Origin of the sequence: Streptomyces phaeolivaceus (assembly GCF_009184865.1) — a bacterium.
Classification (GTDB): Bacteria; Actinomycetota; Actinomycetes; order Streptomycetales; family Streptomycetaceae; genus Streptomyces; species Streptomyces phaeolivaceus.
This window is the reverse complement of record NZ_CP045096.1, coordinates 2,350,573-2,370,584: the sequence shown is the minus strand read 5'-3', so window position 1 is coordinate 2,370,584 and position 20,012 is coordinate 2,350,573. Positions and strand designations below refer to the sequence as shown.

Below are 20,012 nucleotides of genomic sequence, written 5' to 3'. Positions count from 1 at the left end.
GCCTTCGTGTTGTCCCGTCGTCCCGTCGACCAAGCGTGTCCGAGCGGGTCCCGAGCGGGTCCGGGGCCCGCCTACCGCGGCTCCAGCTCCGCGAGACCGCCCTCCGGGATCGCCTTGCCGTCCGACCCGACCACCTTCCGGTCGCCCAGCGGCTGGTCCAGCGACACCGTCCGCTCCATCGCCTTGGCGATCATGATGCAGACCTTGCCCTCCCACGGGGTGTCGGTCACGGTCACCGTCACCTCGCCCGACTCCTCGCTCACCGACGCCGAGTAGTCGCTGCACACCCCGCCCCAGAAGGTCACGGTCAGCTCGTCGCCGTCGACCGTGTAGCCCTCCACCCGCACATCCGCCGAGTCGGGACCGGTGGACGGGGTGTCACCCGGCTCGCCGGGCCTCTCGGTCGGCTCCGAGCGCGGCTCGGGGGAGGCCAGATACTCCGGGTCGACCGCCGGACGCGTCACCGTGTACGTGTCCCCGGCCCCCGACGGACGCACCTCGAACAGCCATGACGGCACCAGCGCGGGCCGGCCGTCCACATGGTGCGAGGCCAGCCCGAACACGGCCTTCTCGACGGTGACCGGCTCCGGCTTCGGCAGCGCGGTCATCCGCTCGCACGGCGTCTCGTCCGCCACGACCGTCCCGCTCCGACCGGTCCCGCTCTCCCCGGTTCCGTTCTCGCCCTCCAGCGGTACGGGGCCCGTGCAGCCGCCGATGCCACCGCGCTCGGTGCCGACGCCCTGGCCGGAACCGTTCAGCAGCTCCAGCGCCCGCTTCGCGTCCACGACGGGATACGTGTCGCCCTTCACCGGCGACTTCAGGTTGCCGCTGCCGCCGACCACCCGGCCGTCGGCGCCGATCTGGATGCCGGTCGTCCAGCCGTAGGTGGGCAGTCCGCCGACCTCGGGGTTCGCGTTCACCACCCGTACCGCGCCCATGAGCTGGGTGGCGTCGAGCTTGGCGTCGTCCTGGCCGACGGCCTTGAGCACCGGGGCCGCGGCCTTCCTCGCCGCCGCCTCGCCGACCGGGTCGCCGCCCTCGGCCGTGCCGGAGGCGCAGACGTCCACCTTCTGGCAGTTGTCGGTGCCCGGCGTGTACCGGTTGAACGTCCAGGTGCCCGGCGCCTGCCTGGTGACGTGCAGCACCGGTCCGGAACCGTCCCCGGCCGCGCCCACCTGCCAGGCGTCGCCCTCGGCCGTGGGTTCGCCCTCCACCCCGAGCGCCTTCGCGAGCCGCGCGACCTCGGCGGCCGTCACCTGGCCCTCGACCGAGTGGACGGGAGCGGAACCGGGGCCCTCGGGCAGCTCGCCGTCCGCGCGATAGGTCACCCCGGACGGGTCGGGCTCACCTGGCGCGATGCCGTTCGAACCGCCGTCGGTGTAGCCGTCGAGCGCGAGCGGCGGGGGAGTGCCGTCACCGCCGGGCGCGGCGGATCCTCCGCCTCCGCCGGACCCGCCGGACGAGGTGGAGGCGAGCAGCGCCCCACCGCCCCCGACCAGCAGCACGGCGGCGGCCACCGAGGCCATGACCACACGGGGGCGCCGCCGACGCGGACGCTCGGCCCCGCCGACACCGACGACCTGACCGGCGTCGGCACCCTCGTCAACGTCAACGTCAATGTCAACATCGACGTCACCGGCCGCGGCCTTCGCTTCGGCCTCGGCGGGCTCACCGGTCTCAGCCTCAGCCTCCGCCACCGCCTCGGCGGGCTCACCGGCCTCGGCCCTGTCGGCCGCGGCGGTCTCGGTGACGTCATCCCCGGCAGCCCTGATCTCCTCGGTGGCGTCGGGCTCGGGGCCCTCGTCCGGGTTCTCGGGGTTGTCGGGTCGCTCGGAGTTCACCGCATCGCTCCTTCGGCACGTCGTACACCGCCTCCCCTATACGGGGGACAGCGATGGGACGCGGCGGAGGAGCCGGCGGTTCCCTCAGTCGCCGTACTCCGGCATCGCGTCCACCAGCCGCGCGGACGTCACCGGCACGGTCACCCCATGGATGAGCGAAGGGGACACCGGAGCCGTAATGACCTTCGCGGGGGCCGCCCAGTGCGGAGCCATCCGGGCGCAGTCGCCGCGCAGCGCCGCGAGGCCGCCGTCCGGGTCGAACGGAACGGTGCCGTGGATCTTGGGGTTCGTCATAACGGCACCGTACGCACCACGAACCCCGCGAAGAAAGACCTACTATCGGGTAGTTTTGCCTGCTTCAGCGCAGGTGGGCGACCCGGTAGCGTGAACTGTCAATCCCCTCTCCCTTCGCAGGAGCGTGTCCTCGCCGTGCGTATCGCAGTCTCCGGCTCCATCGCCACCGACCATCTGATGACCTTCCCGGGCCGCTTCGCCGACCAACTCGTCGCGGACCAACTGCACACGGTCTCCCTTTCCTTCCTTGTCGACCAGCTCGACGTGCGCCGGGGCGGTGTCGGCGCGAACATCGCGTTCGGCATGGGACAGCTCGGCACCCGCCCGATCCTGGTCGGCGCGGCGGGCTCCGACTTCCACGAGTACCGCGACTGGCTCGACCGGCACGGGGTGGACACCTCCTCCGTGCGTATCTCCGAGACGCTGCACACGGCCCGCTTCGTGTGCACCACGGACGCCGACCACAACCAGATCGGCTCCTTCTACACCGGCGCGATGAGCGAGGCCCGCCTCATCGAGCTGAAGACCGTCGCCGACCGCGTCGGCGGACTCGACCTCGTCCTGATCGGCGCGGACGACCCCGAGGCGATGCTCCGCCACACGGAGGAGTGCCGCTCCCGGAGCATCCCGTTCGCCGCGGACTTCTCCCAGCAGATCGCCCGGATGAACGGCGACGAGATCCGGATACTGCTGGACGGCGCGACCTACCTCTTCTCCAACGAGTACGAGAAGGGCCTCATCGAGTCCAAGACCGGCTGGTCCGACGAGGAGATCCTCGGCAGGGTCGGCCACCGGGTCACCACCCTCGGCGCGCGGGGCGTCCGGATCGAGCGGGCCGGCGAGGACCCGATCGAGGTCGGCTGCCCCGAGGAGGAGCGCAAGGCCGAGCCCACGGGCGTCGGCGACGCGTTCCGCGCGGGGTTCCTCTCGGGGCTGGCCTGGGGGGTCTCGCTGGAGCGGGCGGCGCAGGTCGGCTGCATGCTCGCGACCCTCGTGATCGAGACGGTCGGCACGCAGGAGTACGCGTTGCGCCGGGCGCACTTCATGGACCGGTTCACGAAGGCGTACGGCGACGAGGCGGCGGCAGAGGTGAAGAAGCACCTGGGCTGAGGTGGGACACCGCCCCGCGCCCCTGGAGAACCAAGAGGCGCGGGGCGCCCGCTAACGCGCCCGGCGCACCACATACGCCGAACCCCGCTCCGCCGGCTCCTCGCCCACGTACTCCTGGCCCCGCATCTCGCACCACGCCGGGATGTCCAGGCGGGCCGCCTCGTCGTCGGAGAGGACGCGGACCGTGCCGCCGACCGGGACGTCGCCGATGACCTTGGCCAGTTCGATGACGGGGATCGGGCACCGCCTGCCGAGGGCGTCCACGACGAGGACGCCCTCCTCCGCGGACTTCGCCACGGACACCTCGGCGGCGGACACGGGCGCCCCCAGCTTCTCCCGGACCGCCGCGACCGCCCCCGGCAGCACCGACAGGAACCGCTCGACGTCCTCCTCCACCGCCCCCATCGGCAGGGACACCCGGACGTTCCCCTCGCTCAGCACCCCCATGGCCCGCAGCACATGGCTGGGCGTCAGCGTGCTGCTCGTACAGGAGGAACCGGAGGAGACGGAGAAGCCCGCGCGGTCCAGCTCGTGCAGCAGTGTCTCCCCGTCGACATAGAGACAGGAGAAGGTGACGACCCCCGGCAGCCGCCGCTCCGGGTCGCCCACCACCTCCACATCGGGCACCAGCGAAGGCACCCGCGCCCGGATCCGCTCCGTCAACTCCCGCAGCCGTACCGCCTCCGCGTCCGCCTCGGCCCGTACGGCCCGCAGCGAGGCGGCGGCGGCCACGATCGCCGGGATGTTCTCGAACCCGGCCGCCCGCCCCGACTCCCGCTCGTCGGCGGGCCCTTGCACCGAGAACCGGACGCCCTTGCGTACGACGAGCAGCCCGACCCCGGGCGGACCACCCCATTTATGGGCGCTGGCGGTCAGTACCGACCAGTCCCCGTCCACCCGCCCCCACCCGAGCGACTGTGCCGCGTCCACCAGCAACGGCACCCCGGCCGCCCGGCACACCTCCGCCACCTCGGCCACCGGCTGCGCGGTCCCCACCTCGTGGTTGGCGGACTGCAGACAGGCCAGCGCGGTGTCGTCGCGCAGGGCCTCGGCGTACGAGGACGCGGACACCGATCCCGTACGGGCCACCGCCACCCGGGCGACCGTCCCGCCGTCCGCCTCATGGGTCTCCGCCGCGTGCAGCACCGAAGAGTGTTCGACCGCCGACACGATCAGGTGACGCCCCACCCGCCGCCGTCCGGCCAGCGCCCCCGCGACGCCGGAGTGCACGGCCCGCGTCCCCGACGGGGTGAAGACCAACTCGTCCGGACGGCACCCCACGGCCTCGGCGGCGGCCTCCCGGGCGGCATCCAACAACAGGCGCGCCCGCCTCCCTTCCCGATACAACCGCGCGGGATCGGCCCACCCCTCGTCCAGCGAGGCCACCAGCGCCTGCCGGGCAACGGGATGAAGGGGAGCGGAGGATGCAGAGTCGAAGTACGCCACACCTCCACGCTATAAGCAGGGCTGCCCCCAAGGGGTGCGGGGCACTGCGCGAACAACCACAACGCGCGCGCACCCGCCAAACCACCCGAACTCCCGAGCTATTAGGCGCACCCGCCCACCCCAGCTAGGCGCTACAAGTGACCCCCGGCGAGTTGGTACCCCCTCCCCGCGCGACCCCAAATCGCGTCCAGTAGGGTTTGGTCCGCATAAACATCCAAACCCCTGCCCGACGCAGGGCGGCGACCGACCAGCGAGAAGGCCGCAGCCATACCGCGCGGGCGAGACTCTCGGGAAGGCGCTACGTGAGTCCCAACGGCTCCGACCGCTCGCCGCGGCGCCCGATGCGGCGGAAGCTGCTGCAGGCACTGACTGCGGGCCTGGTCCTGGCGACCGCCACCGGTTGCACATACAAGGACTTTCCCCGCCTTGGTATGCCCACCCCGACCACGGAAGAGGCTCCGCGGATCCTCTCCCTGTGGCAGGGTTCTTGGGCCGCCGCGCTCGCCACGGGCGTATTGGTCTGGGGCCTGATCCTGTGGAGTGCTTTCTTCCACCGGCGCAGCCGCACCAAGGTCGAAGTTCCCCCACAGACCCGGTACAACATGCCCATCGAGGCGCTGTACACGGTCGTCCCGCTGATCATCGTCTCGGTGCTGTTCTACTTCACCGCCCGCGACGAGTCGAAGCTCCTCGACACGTCGAAGAAGCCGGACGTCACCATCAACGTCGTCGGCTTCCAGTGGAGCTGGTGCTTCAACTACATCGAGAACGTCGACGGGTCGACCGGCGACGCGAAGACCGACGAGAACCTGGACGCGGTTCCCACCAAGTGGAAGAACCAGTTCCCGGACAACGCGGGCGGCGTCTACACCTGCGGCACCCCCGGCGACAAGAACCCGCAGACCGGCAACCCCGGCCCCACCCTGTGGCTGCCCGAGGGCAAGACGGTCCGCTTCGTGCTGACCTCGCGTGACGTCATCCACTCCTTCTGGGTGGTGCCGTTCCTGATGAAGCAGGACGTCATCCCGGGCCACACCAACGTGTTCCAGGTGACGCCCAACCAGGAGGGCACGTTCCTCGGCAAGTGCGCCGAGCTGTGCGGCGTCGACCACTCCCGGATGCTCTTCAACGTGAAGGTCGTCTCCCAGGAGCGGTACGAGCAGCACCTGAAGGAGCTGGCCGAGAAGGGCCAGACCGGTTATGTCCCGGCGGGCATCGAGCAGACGCAGCACGAGAAGGACCGGGAGGTGAACCAGCTGTGAGCATCATCAACGAACCCCAGGGCACTGCCGCAGACGAGGGCTCGTACGAGGACGAGCTGCCCGTCCGGCGCAAGCAGCCCGGCAGCGTAGTGGTCAAGTGGCTGACCACCACCGACCACAAGACGATCGGCACGCTGTACCTGGTGACGTCGTTCGCGTTCTTCTGCATCGGCGGCGTCATGGCGCTCTTCATGCGCGCCGAGCTCGCCCGCCCGGGTACGCAGATCATGTCGAACGAGCAGTTCAACCAGGCGTTCACGATGCACGGCACGATCATGCTGCTGATGTTCGCGACGCCGCTGTTCGCCGGTTTCACCAACTGGATCATGCCGCTGCAGATCGGCGCGCCCGACGTGGCGTTCCCGCGGCTGAACATGTTCGCGTACTGGCTGTACCTCTTCGGCTCGCTCATCGCGGTCGGTGGCTTCCTCACCCCGCAGGGCGCGGCCGACTTCGGCTGGTTCGCCTACTCCCCGCTGTCCGACGCGGTCCGCTCGCCCGGCATCGGCGCCGACATGTGGATCATGGGTCTGGCCTTCTCCGGCTTCGGCACCATCCTCGGCGCGGTCAACTTCATCACCACGATCATCTGCATGCGCGCGCCCGGCATGACCATGTTCCGCATGCCGATCTTCGTGTGGAACGTGCTGCTGACCGCCGTCCTGGTCCTGCTCGCCTTCCCCGTCCTCGCGGCGGCGCTGTTCGCCCTGGAGGCGGACCGCAAGTTCGGTGCGCACGTCTTCGACGCGGCCAACGGCGGCGCGTTGCTCTGGCAACACCTCTTCTGGTTCTTCGGCCATCCAGAGGTGTACATCATCGCCCTGCCGTTCTTCGGCATCATCTCCGAGGTCATCCCGGTCTTCTCCCGCAAGCCGATGTTCGGCTACATGGGCCTGATCGGCGCGACCATCGCGATCGCGGGTCTGTCCGTGACGGTGTGGGCCCACCACATGTACGTCACCGGCGGTGTACTCCTCCCGTTCTTCTCCTTCATGACGTTCCTCATCGCCGTACCGACGGGCGTGAAGTTCTTCAACTGGATCGGAACGATGTGGAAGGGGTCGCTGAGTTTCGAGACCCCGATGCTCTGGGCCACCGGCTTCCTGATCACCTTCACCTTCGGTGGTCTGACCGGTGTCATCCTGGCCTCGCCGCCGATGGACTTCCACGTCTCGGACTCGTACTTCGTGGTCGCGCACTTCCACTACGTGGTGTTCGGCACCGTCGTCTTCGCGATGTTCTCCGGCTTCCACTTCTGGTGGCCGAAGATGACGGGCAAGATGCTCGACGAGCGCCTCGGCAAGATCACCTTCTGGACGCTGTTCATCGGCTTCCACGGCACGTTCCTCGTCCAGCACTGGCTGGGCGCGGAGGGCATGCCGCGCCGGTACGCGGACTATCTCGCGGCCGACGGCTTCACCGCCCTGAACACGATCTCCACGATCGCCTCGTTCGTCCTCGGCCTGTCGATCCTGCCGTTCCTCTACAACGTGTGGAAGACGGCCAAGTACGGCAAGAAGGTCGAGGTCGACGACCCGTGGGGTTACGGCCGTTCGCTGGAGTGGGCGACCTCCTGCCCGCCGCCCCGGCACAACTTCCTCACCCTGCCGCGGATCCGGAGTGAATCCCCGGCGTTCGACCTGCACCACCCGGAGATCGCCGCGCTCGAACAGCTCGCGCACGGCGGCCCGGCGGCCGAGCTCGCGGCCAGCGGCAAGGAGGCCGGCAAGTGAAGGTCCAAGGCAAGATGTTCATCTGGCTGGCAGTCTTCGTGCTGGCCATGGCGATCGTCTACGGCGTGTGGTCGAAGGAGCCGGCCGGTACCACGGCCCTCTTCCTCGCCTTCGGCCTGTGCATCATGGTCGGCTACTACCTGGCCTTCACGGCCCGGCGGGTCGACGTCGGCGCGCAGGACAACAAGGAGGCCGACGTCGCGGACGACGCCGGTGAGCTGGGCTTCTTCAGCCCGCACAGCTGGCAGCCCCTCGCCCTCGGCGTGGGCGGCGCGCTCGCCTTCATGGGCGTCGTCTTCGGCTGGTGGCTGCTGTACTTCTCGGCCCCGATCATCATGATCGGCCTCTGGGGCTGGGTCTTCGAGTACTACCGCGGCGAGAACCAGAACCAGTAGCACGCGCCACGCGGCGCTAGCACGCACCGCGCGCACGGAAGCCCGGACACTCCGACAGGAGGTCCGGGCTTCCCCCGTTCGCCACGCCGTACGTCGCCCACTCGGCCCACCCGACGCGCCACGCCCCACGGCCGTTCCTACGTTGAACCCATGAGCAACTCACCCCGTAACCGCACGGTCGCCGGCTGCGCCCTGCTGGTGGTCTCCCTGGGAGCGGGCGTCACCGCCTGCGGTTCCGGGGGCCACCCGCTCTCGGGCAAGCCCTACGACGCGGCCGACCACGTCTCCTTCAACGCCCCCACCGGGGACGGCGAGAAGGCCGACCCCGACAAGCCGCTGGAAGTCACCGCCGAGGACGACGGACGCATCACCGACGTCACCGCCGTGGACGCCGCAGGACGCTTCGTGGCGGGCGAACTCTCCGCCGACGGAGGCCGCTGGCACTCCACCTCCCCGCTCGCCGCCAACGCCCGCTACACGGTCCGGGTGAGCACCGAGGACGAGGACGGCGCCCCCGGCCGCGAGACCCTCGCCTTCGACACCGGCCGCCCCCTCACCAAGAAGCGCCTGGACGTCACCTTCGGCCCCGAGGAGGGCCGGTACGGCGTCGGCCAGCCCGTCACCGCCGAACTGAGCCGGCCGGTCAAGGACAAGGCGGCCCGAGCCGTCGTGGAACGCGCCCTCAAGGTGGACTCCACCCCCGCGGCGGACGGCGCCTGGCACTGGGTGGACGACAAGAAGCTCCACTACCGGCCCAAGGAGTACTGGCCCGCCGACGCCACCATCCGGGTGCACAGCAACCTGGAGGGCCTGAAGATAGGCGACCGGCTCTGGGGCGGGAAGGCCGAGCCCATCGAGCTGACGACCGGCGCCAAGATAGTCGCCGTCACGGACGCCGCCTCGCACCACATGACGGTCTACAAGAACGACGAGGTGATCAAGGAGATACCGGTCACCACGGGCCGGCCCGGCTACGACACCCGCAACGGGGTCAAGGTCGTACTGGCCAAGGAAGGCACCGTACGGATGACCAGCGCCAGCATAGGCGCGTCGGACTTCTACGACCTGACCGTGCACCACTCCGTCAGGGTCACCAACAGCGGCGAGTACGTCCACGCCGCCCCCTGGTCGACCGGCTCCCAGGGATACGCCAACGTCAGCCACGGCTGCACCGGCATGAGCATGGGCAACGCCCAGTGGTTCTACGACACCATCAACGAGGGCGACATCGTCGAGGTCGTCAACTCGGGCGGCGACACCATGGCCCCCTTCGGCAACGGCTACGGCGACTGGAACCTCGACTGGAAGAACTGGCGCGAGGGCAGCGCCCTGGTGGGCGGCACGAAGGAGGTACCTGGACCCCAGGTACAGGCCCGCCTGCGACCCGAGTCGGTGTAAGGGGGACGCGGCCGGCGCCCCCCCCGAGCCATCAGGCGCTCAATGCCGACTTCCGACGCAGCAAGGAAGCCAGCGCCGAAGCGAACTCCACCGGCTCCACCGGCAACGTCACCGCCGCGTCCGCCCGGCTCCAGGTCGCCAGCCACGCGTCCTGCGGCCGTCCGATCAGCACCAGTACCGGCGGGCACTCGAAGATCTCGTCCTTGATCTGCCGGCACACCCCCATGCCCCCCATCGGCACGGCCTCGCCGTCGAGGACACAGACGTCGATCCCGCCCCTGTCCAGCTCCTTGAGGACGGCGGCGGGGGTCGCGCACTCCAGGAACTCCACCTGAGGAGCGTCCGGTGCCGGACGGCGCCCCGTCGCCAACCGAACTTGTTCGCGGGTGTTGGCGTCGTCGCTGTAGACCAGCACCGTGGCGGTCGGCTGCATTGTTCCTCCGTGACGTCAGCGTCTTAAGGACAGGCCCGATGCGCGGATGCTACTCCCTCGAACACCACGTCAGCACCGGTACGGAGGGGAGCAACACTCCGAACGGCACCCCCCGGAGTGAGGGCGGGATAAGCGACCGACATAATGTCGGTCGTGGCGACAGCAACGACAGTAGAAACCGGGCACGCGCACCCGTCGGTCAACCGGCCGAACCTCACCAGCGTCGGAACCATCATCTGGTTGAGTTCCGAGTTGATGTTCTTCGCGGCCCTCTTCGCGATGTACTTCACCCTGCGATCGGTGACCGGTCCGGAGTTCTGGACCGAGAAGGCCGACACCCTGAACTTCCCGTTCTCGGCGACGAACACCACGATCCTGGTGCTCTCCTCCCTCACCTGCCAGCTCGGCGTGTTCGCCGCCGAGCGCGGGGACGTGAAGAAGCTCCGGATGTGGTTCATCGTCACGTTCGTGATGGGTGCGATCTTCATCGGCGGCCAGGTCTTCGAGTACACCGAGCTGGTCAAGCACGAGGGCCTGTCGCTCTCGTCCGACCCGTACGGCTCGGTGTTCTATCTGACCACCGGCTTCCACGGCCTGCACGTGACGGGCGGTCTCATCGCCTTCCTGCTGGTCCTCGGACGCACCTACGCGGCCAAGAGGTTCACCCACGAGCAGGCGACCGCGGCCATCGTCGTGTCCTACTACTGGCACTTCGTCGATGTCGTCTGGATCGGCCTCTTCGCCACGATCTACATGATCAAGTAGACCGGGCGGCCGGGCCGGGCGGACCGTACGCCTGCCTCGCACCGAGAACCACCCTTCCAGAAGCACCGACGCAGAAGATCCTGACACCGGGGTAATCCGTGAAAAAGCTCTCCGCACGACGACGCCATCCGCTGGCGGCGGTCGTCGTCCTATTCATCGCGCTGGCGGCCTGCGCGGGGCTCTACACCGCCTTCGCCCCCGCGGAAAAGGCGCAGGCCGATGAAACCGCCCAGACCCTCACCATCGAGGAGGGCAAGAAGCTCTACGCCGTAGGCTGCGCCAGCTGCCACGGCACCGGCGGTCAGGGCACCTCCGACGGTCCGTCCCTGGTGGGTGTGGGCGCGGCGGCCGTCGACTTCCAGGTCGGCACCGGCCGGATGCCGGCCCAGCAGCCGGGCGCGCAGGTCCCCAAGAAGAAGGTCATCTACTCGCAGGCCGAGATCGACCAGCTCGCGGCGTACATCTCGTCGCTGGGCGCCGGCCCGGAGATCCCGACCGAGAACGAGTACGACCCCGAGGGCGCGGACATCGCCGAGGGTGGCGAGCTGTTCCGGACCAACTGCGCGCAGTGCCACAACTTCACCGGCCAGGGTGGTGCGCTGTCCGAGGGCAAGTACGCGCCGCCCCTGAAGGGTGTCGACCCGAAGCACATCTACGAGGCCATGGAGACCGGCCCGCAGAACATGCCGTCCTTCCCCGACACCACGCTGTCGGAGGAGAACAAGAAGGACATCATCGCGTACCTCGACGCGGTCAACGGTGACGAGACCGTGGAGCCCGGTGGCCTCAGCCTCGGCGGGCTCGGTCCGGTCAGCGAGGGTCTGTTCGGCTGGGTCTTCGGACTCGGTTCGCTGATCGCCGTCGCCGTGTGGGTCGCCGCTCGGACCGCAAAGGCCAAGAAGTCATGAGTAGCCAAGAGATTCCAGAAGAGAACCTGCCCGCAGCGCAGGACGACGCGCACGACGCGCACGGCGCGGTGAAGGTCGCGGACGAGAAGAACCCCTTCGCGGACCCCGGCCTCCCGCCCCACGAGCACCGGATCCAGGACATCGACGAGCGGGCCGCGAAGCGGTCCGAGCGCACGGTCGCCCTGCTGTTCACGGTGTCGATGCTGGCCACCGTCGGCTTCATCGCCTCGTACCTGGTGATCGACGTCGACAAGTCGATCTACGTCTGGCCGATCGGTCACATCAGCGCGCTGAACTTCGCGCTGGGCATGACGCTGGGCCTGTCGCTGTTCTGCATCGGCGCCGGCGCGGTCCACTGGGCCCGCACGCTGATGTCGGACGTCGAGGTCGCCGACGAGCGCCACCCGATCGAGGCCGCGCCCGAGGTCAAGGCCAAGGTCCTGGCCGACTTCAAGGCCGGTGCCGAGGAGTCGGTGATCGGCCGTCGCAAGCTGATCCGCACCACGATGTTCGGCGCGCTGGCCCTGTTCCCGCTCTCCGGTGTCTTCCTGCTCGGCGGCCTCGGCCCCGCGCCCGGCACCAAGCTGCGGCACACCACCTGGGCCAAGGGCAAGAAGCTCGTCAACATGAACACCAACGAGCCGCTGCGTGCCTCGGACGTCGCGGTCGGGTCGCTGACCTTCGCCATGCCGGACGGCCTGAGCGAGCACGACCACGACTTCCAGAAGAACATCGCCAAGGACGCCCTGATGATCGTCCGGATCCAGCCGGACGACATCAAGGACAAGCGCGAGCTGGAGTGGTCCCACGAGGGCATCGTGGCGTTCTCGAAGATCTGCACCCACGTGGGCTGCCCGATCTCCCTGTACGAGCAGCAGACGCACCACGTGCTCTGCCCCTGCCACCAGTCCACCTTCGACCTCGCCGACGGCGGCCGGGTCATCTTCGGCCCCGCGGGTCACGCCCTTCCGCAGCTGAGGATCACCGTCGGCGAAGACGGCTACCTCGAAGCGGTCAGCGACTTCGAAGAGCCCGTTGGTCCTGCCTTCTGGGAGCGCGGATGAGTACTGCAACCACCACCGACGCACGCGACAAGCGTGAGAAGGCACCGGCCGGCGAGCGCGTCGCCGACTGGGCCGACGGCCGGCTCGGGATCTACTCCCTGGCCAAGGCCAACATGCGCAAGATCTTCCCCGACCACTGGTCGTTCATGCTGGGTGAGATCTGCCTGTACAGCTTCATCATCATCATCCTCACGGGTGTGTATCTGACGCTGTTCTTCCACCCGTCGATGAACGAGGTGGAGTACCACGGCAGCTACGTCCCGCTGCAGGGACAGCTGATGTCCGAGGCGTTCAACTCGACCATGCACATCTCCTTCGAGGTGCGCGGTGGTCTGCTGATCCGGCAGATCCACCACTGGGCGGCGCTGGTCTTCCTCGCCGGCATGTTCGTGCACATGATGCGGGTGTTCTTCACGGGCGCGTTCCGCAAGCCGCGTGAGGTCAACTGGCTGTTCGGCTTCCTGCTGTTCGTCCTCGGCATGTTCACCGGCTTCACCGGCTACTCGCTCCCGGACGACCTGCTCTCCGGCACCGGTGTCCGCTTCATGGAGGGCGCGGTCCTGTCCGTGCCGATCGTCGGCACGTACCTGTCGTTCTTCCTCTTCGGCGGCGAGTTCCCGGGCGGCGACTTCGTGGCCCGCTTCTACTCGGTCCACATCCTGCTGCTGCCGGGCATCATGCTCGGCCTGCTGGTGGCGCACCTGATCCTGGTCTTCTACCACAAGCACACGCAGTACGCGGGCCCCGGAAAGACGAACAACAACGTCGTCGGCATGCCGCTGCTCCCCGTGTACATGGCGAAGGCGGGCGGCTTCTTCTTCCTGGTCTTCGGTGTCATCGCGGTCATCTCGGCGATCGCCACGATCAACCCGATCTGGACCATGGGCCCCTACCGGCCCGACCAGGTCTCCACCGGCGCCCAGCCCGACTGGTACATGGGCTTCTCCGAGGGCCTGATCCGTGTCATGCCGGGCTGGGAGATCAACTTCTGGGGCCACACGCTCGTCCTGGGTGTGTTCATCCCGCTGGTGATCTTCCCGCTGGTCCTGGTGGCGATCGCGGTCTACCCGTTCATCGAGTCCTGGGTCACCGGCGACAAGCGCGAGCACCACATCCTGGACCGCCCGCGCAACGCCCCGACCCGTACGGCCTTCGGTGTCGCGTGGATCACCTGGTACATGGTCCTGCTGATCGGTGGTGGAAACGACCTCTGGGCGACCCACTTCCACCTGTCGATCAACTCGATCACCTGGTTCGTCCGGATCGCGTTCTTCGTGGCCCCGGTCCTCGCGTTCATCGTCACCAAGCGCATCTGCCTCGGCCTGCAGCGGCGGGACAAGGACAAGATCCTGCACGGTCGCGAGACCGGCATCATCAAGCGCCTGCCGCACGGTGAGTTCATCGAGGTCCACGAGCCGCTCAGCCAGGAGCAGCTGCACACGCTCACGGCGCACGAGCAGTACGCCCCGGCCGAGATCGGTGCCGCGGTCGACGAGAACGGTGTCGCCCGCAAGGTCACCCGCCTGCAGAAGCTCCGCGCCAAGCTGAGCAAGGGCTACTACGGCGAGGACAGCCAGATCGCCAAGCCGACCGTCGAGGAGTACAAGGAGATCACGAGCGGCCACGGCCACCACTGATCGCTTCGCTTCGCCACACCACGGTCGAAGGGCCCCCGTCCGATCTTCGGACGGGGGCCCTTCGCCGTGCCCGTGGCTGGATAGGGTGGGAGCGCACTTTTGATTTCATGGATCGCGCGGCATCTCGCGCGCCACGACACCCAGGAGCGGCTATGAGCGCTGTGACCCCCGCTGGAGGCGACACCGCGGCGGGCCGTTCCTGGCCCACCGTGCTGAACGCGCTGCTCTCCGGGCAGGACCAGGACGCCGGCGCCACGTTCTGGGCGATGGACCAGATCATGCGCGGTGAGGCGACGGACGCGCAGATCGCCGGGTTCGTGGTGGCGCTGCGGGCCAAGGGGGAGACCGTCGACGAGATCACCGGTCTCGTCGAGGCGCTGTACGAGCACGCCAATGTCATCGAGGTGTCCGGGAAGACCGTCGACATCGTCGGTACGGGCGGGGACGGCGCCAAGACCGTCAACATCTCCACGATGTCGTCGATCGTCGTCGCCGGTACGGGCGCGAAGGTCGTCAAGCACGGCAACCGGGCCGCGTCGTCTGCGTCCGGGGCTTCCGATGTGCTGGAGAAGCTGGGCGTCAATCTGGAGCTGACGCCGAAGCGGGTCGCCGAGGTCGCCGAGGAGGCCGGGATCACCTTCTGCTTCGCGGTGAAGTTCCATCCGGCGCTGCGTCATGTGGCCGCCGCGCGCGGGCAGTTGGGCATCCGGACCGTCTTCAACGCGCTGGGGCCGCTGGCGAACCCGGCGAAGGTGCGGGCCCAGGCGGTCGGTGTCGCCGACCCCCGGATGGCGCCCATCATGGCCGGTGTCCTCGCCGAGCGCGGCAACTCGTCACTGGTCTTCCGCGGCGACGACGGCCTGGACGAACTGACGACCACGGCGACGTCGCGGGTGTGGGTCGTCCGGGACGGCAAGGTGACGGAAGAGGCGTTCGACCCGCGTGACGTCGGCCTGGAGCTGGTGCCCGTGGAGGCGCTGCGGGGGGCCGACGCGTCCTTCAACGCGGATGTCGCGCGGCGGTTGCTGGGTGGGGAGACCGGTCCCGTGCGGGATGCGGTCCTGCTCAACTCGGCGGCGGCGCTGGTGGCGTTGGACCCGACATCCGCGTCGCTCGCGGAGCAGCTGCGGGACGGGATGGCGAAGGCGGCGGAGTCGATCGATTCCGGGGCGGCTCGGCGGGCCCTTGAGCGGTGGGTCGCGGCGACGAACCGGTAGTTCTGCGGGTGCGGGTGCGGGTGCGGGTGCGGGTGCGGGTGCGGGTGCGGGTGCGTGGGGGCTGGTCGCGCAGTTCCCCGCGCCCCTGAAAAGCCGGGGCTGCGCGAGAAGCCCCACCGGCCCCCACCGGCCCCCACCGGCCCGCACCCGCCCAACATCCGGACACAAGTTGCGGCGCGACGATCACTTCACGTAGGTTTTCGACAGGTCATGAGTGACAGCCCATAGCCCCGGCTGGCTGTCCGGCAACCCTCCGTCCGTGGCGGGGTGCCCCGGGTGAAGACCGGGCCATAGGCAGCGAGGTCTACGGCAAGCGCGGTTACGAGGGAGTCTTCCGTGAGCAAGCGAATGCGATAGGGCCGCCGAGCCCCGCCTCCGCGCACCCTTCTCTCTTTCCTCCACATGCGCCCTTCCCTTCCTTCGCGCATGCCTCTCACGGGAGTTCGCCATGTCCGTCTTCACCGCTGCCGCCGACCAGTCCGTTTGTGCCCCGTTGTCCGTTCTGGGGCGAGATGTCACCGTCCCGCTCGTCACCGGCGGCGAGGTCACCTACGCCGCCCTCGACTACGCGGCCAGCGCCCCGGCCCTGCAGCGCGTCTGGGACGACGTGGCGGCGTACGCGCCGTACTACGGGAGCGTGCACCGGGGCGCCGGGTACCTCTCGCAGCTGTCGACGGACCTCTTCGAGAACGCCCGGAGGACCGTCGCCGAGTTCCTCGACTGCCGGGACGGCGACCAGGTCGTGTTCACCCGGTCGACCACCGACTCGCTGAACCTCCTCGCCGCCGCCCTCCCCGCCGACTGCCAGGTCTTCGTCTTCGAGACCGAGCACCACGCCTCGCTGCTGCCCTGGCGGGACGCGCGGGTGACCTACCTGGACGCGCCCCGGACGCCCGAGCAGGCCGTCGCCACCCTGGAGACCGCGCTCGCCGGACGCGACCCGTTCGGGCCGGCGCTGGTGTGCGTCACCGGTGCCTCCAATGTCACCGGGGAGATCTGGCCGGTGCGGGAGCTGGCCGCCGCCGCGCACGCGCACGGTGCGCGGATCGTGCTCGACGCGGCCCAGCTGGCACCCCACCACCCCGTCTCCGTACAGGAGTTGGACGTCGACTGGGTCGCCTTCTCCGGCCACAAGCTGTACGCGCCCTTCGGCTCGGGCGTCCTCGCCGGCCGCGCCGACTGGCTCACCGCGGCCGAGCCGTACCTCGCCGGGGGCGGAGCCTCCCGCAAGGTCACCCGGCGCACCGACGGCGGTGTGGACGTCGAGTGGCACGAGACCGCCGCCCGGCACGAGGCCGGCTCGCCCAACGTCATCGGCGCCTACTCCATCGCCTCCGCCTGCAAGGCCCTCACCGAGGCCGGGTTCGACACGCTGGTCGCCCGTGAGCGGTATCTGATCGACGTCGTACGGGCCGGGCTAGCCGAGGTGCCCGAGGTGCGGATCCTCTCCCTCTTCGGGGACGACGCCCCGCGCGTCGGTGTCCTCTCCTTCGTCGTAGAGGGCTGGAACAGCTCCCACTTCGCCGCCGCGCTCTCCGCCGAGTACGGCATCGGCGTACGCGACGGTCTCTTCTGCGCGCACCCCCTCGTCCGCGCCCTCCTCGGCAGTGAGCCGCAGGCGCAGGGCGAGTGCGGCGCACCCGAGGCCGCGCCCGGCGAGCGGTCCCTCAACGCGATCCGGGTGAGCTTCGGCGCGGGCACCCCCGACGAGCACGTGGAGCGGTTCGTGGGCGCGGTGAAGGAGCTGGTGAGCAACGGCGCGCAGTGGAACTACCGCACGGAGGACGGTCGTTGCGTCCCGGCCGTCTGAACCGCGCCAGCCGTCTGAACCGCGCTGACCGCGCCATTCGTTCCGGCCGTTCCGGCCGTTCCGGCCGTCACCCGCGCGCCCAGCACGATCATCCGTAGCGCCCGTTCCGTGGCGTCCGTGAGCAGCTCGTGTGCGCGGACCAGGGCCTCGGCGAGGGCCATCGGCGCGGGCAGGATGCCGGTGTACGCGTCCACGCCGGGCACCTGGTGCGCGCCCTCGCCCAGGGTGCCCGCGAGGGCGAGGACCGGGCGGCCGTGCAGCTTGGCGCGGCGGGCCACCTCGGCGGGCACCTTGCCCCGAGGGGTCTGGTGATCGAGGGCGCCCTCGGCCGTGATGACCAGATCGGCGCGGGCCAGCCGGGCGTCGAGGTCCAGATGGCCCAGCAGCACCTCGAAGCGGGGGAGCAGCCGGGCCCCCAGCGCGGCCAGCCCGGCGCCGAGCCCGCCCGAGGCGCCCGTGCCGGGGCCGGTCCGGAGATCCGTACGCGGCGGGGCGAGGTCGCGGGTGAGGACACGTGCCCAGTTCTCCAGGCCCGCCGAGAGTTCCTCGACCCGCTCCGGCGTCGCCCCTTTCTGCGGGCCGAAGACCCGGGCGACCCCCCGCTCGCCGCACAGCACGTTGAACGGGTTGCAGGCGACCAGCAGTTCCACGTCCGCGAGGCGGGGGTCCAGGCCGGACGGGTCGACGCGGCGCAGCCGGGGCAACTCCCCGCCTCCCGGCGGCAGTTCGACACCGTCCGCGTCCAGCAGTCGCGCGCCCAGCGCCTGGAGGGCACCGGCCCCGCCGTCCGACGTCCCGGAGTCGCCGCAGCCGACCAGGATCCGCCGTACGCCGGTGTCGAGCGCGGCACGGATCAGTTCGCCGACGCCGTACGTGGTCGTGGCGCCGGGGTCGCGGAGGGTGTGCGGGACGAGGGAGAGGCCCGCGACGGCCGCCATCTCGACCACGGCCGTCTCCGCCGTCGTCGTCGCCGGGCCGTGGGAGCCGATGAGGGCGAAGTGGGTGTCGACCGGTGCGCCGACCGGGCCCGTGGCGATCCGGGGGACCAGCCGGCCCCCGGTGGCGGCGGCCAGCGCGGCGGCCGTGCCCTCGCCGCCGTCCACCAGCGGGATCAGGTCCACCTCCGCGTCGGGCAGGACCCGGCGGACGCCCTCCGCGATGGCGTCGGCGGCGGCCTCGGCGGACAGGGACTCCTTGAAGCCACTGGGGGCTACGGCGACTCGGTTCAGCATGTGCTCAGGGCTCCTGGAGAGTGGGTTACGGGACGAGCGGGACGCCCAGCGCCGGCCACAGCACCACTGCGAAGAGCACGACCAGGGCGGCGGTCAGCGGGGCCAGCACGGCGGAGAGCCGCAGCAGGTCGCGCGGGGTGTAGGTGGGGGTGCCGGGCAGGTCGGCGAAGAGGGCGACCGGCTTGGCGGAGGCGGGGAGGGTGTGACAGAAGCCCGCCGCCGCGGTGGAGGCGAGCGCGGCGGCGACCGGGTTGACCCCGGCGCCCACGGCCGCCGCGACGACCAGCGGGACGAGCACCGAGGAGCGCGCCGACCGGGACTGCAGGACCAGATGCGCGGCCGTGCTGACCGCCACGACCGCCACCAGGAACACCAGGGGGGAGACGGCCGCGGGCAGCCCGGAGACCAGCCACTTCGCCGCTCCCGAGTCGCTGAGCGCGACGCCCATCGCCATCGTCGCGGCCATGAAGAGCAGCATCGACCAGGGCACGGTCCGCAGCGCGTCCTTCAGCCGCACGGTGCCCAGCGCCGGTGAGGCGGCGACGACCGCGCCGATCAGCGCGACCACCGCCGGGGAGACCCGGTGCAGCGGCTCGCTGCACCACAGGACCACGACCGTGGCCAGCAGCAGGGCGCAGCGCGACTCGGCGGGGGACCAGGGGCCGGTCACCGGCTGCTCGCTGTGCAGCTGGATCTCCTCGACCGTGATCTTCACGGGGCCCCGGCGGTCCGCGCGCCGGGTCGTCGTCAACAGCACGGCCTCGGCCGCCAGATGGGACGACACGATCGCCAGCGGCAGCCCCAGCAGCAGCCATTCGGTGAACCCGATCCGGTCGCCGGTCGCCTCCCACAGCACCGACACGGTGATCAGATGCGCGCCCGCGCCGATCAGGGTCGCCACCGCCGACAGAAGGATCACGGTCGGGAACAGCAGCGCGAGCATCACGACCAGTCGTCTCCGGTCGGCCAGCGCCTTCGCGAGGGCCAGGAACACGGGGAGCGCGAGGGCGGCGCGGCCGGAGGTGGCCGGCACCGCGAACGCCGTCACCACGAGTGCGGCCGTCGTCAGGTGCGTCAGCTGGCGTACGGTTCGCGCGCCGCTGACCAGGAACGCGGCGGCCCGCCCCGCGAGGCCCGTCCGGGTCACCGCCGCCGCCAGTACGAACGCGCAGATCAGCAGCCATACGGTGTCGTCGCCGAGGGTGCCGAAGAGGGTGTCGTTGCTGATGACCCCGGTGACGGTGAGGGCGAGGCCCGCGCCCAGCGCGATGTAGGTGTCGTCGATGGGGGTGCCGATCCAGGCGGCGGTGGCCAGGGCGAACACGGCGAGGGTGAGGCGGGCGTCTCCGCCGAGGCCGGGGAAGTTGCCGGGGACGATCAGTAGGGCGCAGAGGGAGAGGGCCACGCAGAGGGTGGTGGCCAGGCGGAGGGTCAGGGTCACGTCATCAAGGGTTCAGAGGGGGAGTG

17 protein-coding genes and 1 riboswitch are annotated in these 20,012 nt (G+C 70.1%); of the genes, 11 read left to right on the top strand and 6 right to left on the bottom strand.

Annotation, left to right across the window (positions count from 1 at the left end):
- Nucleotides 1-71: 71 nt before the first annotated feature.
- Both F9278_RS11135 and F9278_RS11130 read right to left on the bottom strand, forming a co-directional pair.
- Nucleotides 72-1,841 carry a hypothetical protein gene (locus tag F9278_RS11135; RefSeq protein ID WP_152168181.1) on the bottom strand — a complete coding sequence of 590 codons (1,770 nt, stop codon included), beginning with the start codon at nucleotides 1,839-1,841 and terminating at the stop codon, nucleotides 72-74.
- An 84-nt stretch (nucleotides 1,842-1,925) separates the two neighbouring features.
- Complete coding sequence (locus F9278_RS11130) at nucleotides 1,926-2,135, bottom strand: hypothetical protein (RefSeq protein WP_152168180.1); 210 nt, start codon at nucleotides 2,133-2,135, stop codon at nucleotides 1,926-1,928.
- Between the two features lie 135 nt (nucleotides 2,136-2,270).
- On the opposite strand from F9278_RS11130, the gene F9278_RS11125 reads away from it, so the two are divergent.
- Nucleotides 2,271-3,245: a carbohydrate kinase family protein gene (locus F9278_RS11125; protein WP_152168179.1), complete on the top strand. Its 975-nt coding sequence runs from the start codon at nucleotides 2,271-2,273 to the stop codon at nucleotides 3,243-3,245.
- Nucleotides 3,246-3,296: 51 nt separating this feature from the next.
- On the opposite strand, the gene F9278_RS11120 is transcribed toward F9278_RS11125, so the two are convergent.
- The gene (locus F9278_RS11120) at nucleotides 3,297-4,691 is read right to left on the bottom strand and encodes a cysteine desulfurase/sulfurtransferase TusA family protein (protein ID WP_152168178.1); all 1,395 of its coding nucleotides are present in this window, start codon (nucleotides 4,689-4,691) and stop codon (nucleotides 3,297-3,299) included.
- A gap of 302 nt (nucleotides 4,692-4,993) precedes the next feature.
- Between F9278_RS11120 and ctaC the strand changes: the two genes are divergently transcribed.
- The 4 genes from ctaC (at nucleotide 4,994) to F9278_RS11100 (ending at nucleotide 9,479) form a co-directional block, all read left to right on the top strand.
- Nucleotides 4,994-5,953: an aa3-type cytochrome oxidase subunit II gene (gene ctaC, locus F9278_RS11115; protein ID WP_152168177.1), complete on the top strand. Its 960-nt coding sequence runs from the start codon at nucleotides 4,994-4,996 to the stop codon at nucleotides 5,951-5,953.
- Entirely contained in the window at nucleotides 5,950-7,686 is a 1,737-nt protein-coding gene (gene ctaD, locus F9278_RS11110) for an aa3-type cytochrome oxidase subunit I (protein ID WP_152168176.1), read from the top strand. Before ctaC ends, ctaD begins: the two co-directional genes overlap by 4 nt.
- Entirely contained in the window at nucleotides 7,683-8,081 is a 399-nt protein-coding gene (locus tag F9278_RS11105) for a cytochrome c oxidase subunit 4 (protein WP_045555372.1), read from the top strand. The genes ctaD and F9278_RS11105 overlap by 4 nt, the downstream gene beginning before the upstream one ends.
- A 150-nt stretch (nucleotides 8,082-8,231) precedes the next feature.
- Nucleotides 8,232-9,479 carry a L,D-transpeptidase gene (locus tag F9278_RS11100; protein ID WP_152168175.1) on the top strand — a complete coding sequence of 416 codons (1,248 nt, stop codon included), beginning with the start codon at nucleotides 8,232-8,234 and terminating at the stop codon, nucleotides 9,477-9,479.
- Between the two features lie 31 nt (nucleotides 9,480-9,510).
- On the opposite strand, the gene F9278_RS11095 is transcribed toward F9278_RS11100, so the two are convergent.
- Nucleotides 9,511-9,912, bottom strand: coding sequence for a response regulator (locus F9278_RS11095; protein ID WP_152168174.1), 402 nt, complete (start codon nucleotides 9,910-9,912; stop codon nucleotides 9,511-9,513).
- Nucleotides 9,913-10,056: 144 nt separating this feature from the next.
- Here F9278_RS11095 and ctaE point away from each other — a divergent pair, with 144 nt between their 5' ends.
- The 6 genes from ctaE (at nucleotide 10,057) to F9278_RS11060 (ending at nucleotide 17,313) form a co-directional block, all read left to right on the top strand.
- Complete coding sequence (ctaE, locus tag F9278_RS11090; protein ID WP_086754464.1) at nucleotides 10,057-10,677, top strand: aa3-type cytochrome oxidase subunit III; 621 nt, start codon at nucleotides 10,057-10,059, stop codon at nucleotides 10,675-10,677.
- Nucleotides 10,678-10,775: 98 nt separating this feature from the next.
- A complete protein-coding gene (gene qcrC / locus F9278_RS11085; protein WP_152168173.1) occupies nucleotides 10,776-11,585 on the top strand; it encodes a cytochrome bc1 complex diheme cytochrome c subunit in 810 nt (269 codons plus the stop codon).
- Nucleotides 11,582-12,649: a cytochrome bc1 complex Rieske iron-sulfur subunit gene (qcrA, locus tag F9278_RS11080; RefSeq protein WP_152168172.1), complete on the top strand. Its 1,068-nt coding sequence runs from the start codon at nucleotides 11,582-11,584 to the stop codon at nucleotides 12,647-12,649. The genes qcrC and qcrA overlap by 4 nt, the downstream gene beginning before the upstream one ends.
- Nucleotides 12,646-14,286: a cytochrome bc1 complex cytochrome b subunit gene (gene qcrB / locus F9278_RS11075; RefSeq protein ID WP_152168171.1), complete on the top strand. Its 1,641-nt coding sequence runs from the start codon at nucleotides 12,646-12,648 to the stop codon at nucleotides 14,284-14,286. Before qcrA ends, qcrB begins: the two co-directional genes overlap by 4 nt.
- A gap of 152 nt (nucleotides 14,287-14,438) precedes the next feature.
- Nucleotides 14,439-15,503: an anthranilate phosphoribosyltransferase gene (trpD, locus tag F9278_RS11070; protein WP_152168170.1), complete on the top strand. Its 1,065-nt coding sequence runs from the start codon at nucleotides 14,439-14,441 to the stop codon at nucleotides 15,501-15,503.
- A 206-nt stretch (nucleotides 15,504-15,709) separates the two neighbouring features.
- Nucleotides 15,710-15,825, top strand: a riboswitch (SAM riboswitch).
- Between the two features lie 126 nt (nucleotides 15,826-15,951).
- A complete protein-coding gene (locus F9278_RS11060) occupies nucleotides 15,952-17,313 on the top strand; it encodes an aminotransferase class V-fold PLP-dependent enzyme (RefSeq protein ID WP_152168168.1) in 1,362 nt (453 codons plus the stop codon).
- On the opposite strand, the gene F9278_RS11055 is transcribed toward F9278_RS11060, so the two are convergent.
- A complete protein-coding gene (locus tag F9278_RS11055; protein ID WP_152168167.1) occupies nucleotides 17,274-18,545 on the bottom strand; it encodes a glycerate kinase family protein in 1,272 nt (423 codons plus the stop codon). The two genes, F9278_RS11060 and F9278_RS11055, sit on opposite strands and share 40 nt — an antisense overlap.
- A 25-nt stretch (nucleotides 18,546-18,570) precedes the next feature.
- The gene (locus F9278_RS11050) at nucleotides 18,571-19,986 is read right to left on the bottom strand and encodes an SLC13 family permease (RefSeq protein ID WP_193241436.1); all 1,416 of its coding nucleotides are present in this window, start codon (nucleotides 19,984-19,986) and stop codon (nucleotides 18,571-18,573) included.
- Nucleotides 19,987-20,012: the final 26 nt, after the last annotated feature.

Excerpts from the sequence above, each read along its gene's own strand:
- F9278_RS11130 (WP_152168180.1), bottom strand. The coding sequence starts at position 2,135 with ATGACGAACCCCAAGATCCACGGCACCGTTCCGTTCGACCCGGACGGC.
- F9278_RS11100 (WP_152168175.1), top strand. The coding sequence starts at position 8,232 with ATGAGCAACTCACCCCGTAACCGCACGGTCGCCGGCTGCGCCCTGCTG.
- F9278_RS11095 (WP_152168174.1), bottom strand. The coding sequence starts at position 9,912 with ATGCAGCCGACCGCCACGGTGCTGGTCTACAGCGACGACGCCAACACC.
- ctaE (WP_086754464.1), top strand. The coding sequence starts at position 10,057 with ATGTCGGTCGTGGCGACAGCAACGACAGTAGAAACCGGGCACGCGCAC.
- qcrA (WP_152168172.1), top strand. The coding sequence starts at position 11,582 with ATGAGTAGCCAAGAGATTCCAGAAGAGAACCTGCCCGCAGCGCAGGAC.
- qcrB (WP_152168171.1), top strand. The coding sequence starts at position 12,646 with ATGAGTACTGCAACCACCACCGACGCACGCGACAAGCGTGAGAAGGCA.
- trpD (WP_152168170.1), top strand. The coding sequence starts at position 14,439 with ATGAGCGCTGTGACCCCCGCTGGAGGCGACACCGCGGCGGGCCGTTCC.
- F9278_RS11060 (WP_152168168.1), top strand. The coding sequence starts at position 15,952 with ATGTCCGTCTTCACCGCTGCCGCCGACCAGTCCGTTTGTGCCCCGTTG.
- F9278_RS11055 (WP_152168167.1), bottom strand. The coding sequence starts at position 18,545 with ATGCTGAACCGAGTCGCCGTAGCCCCCAGTGGCTTCAAGGAGTCCCTG.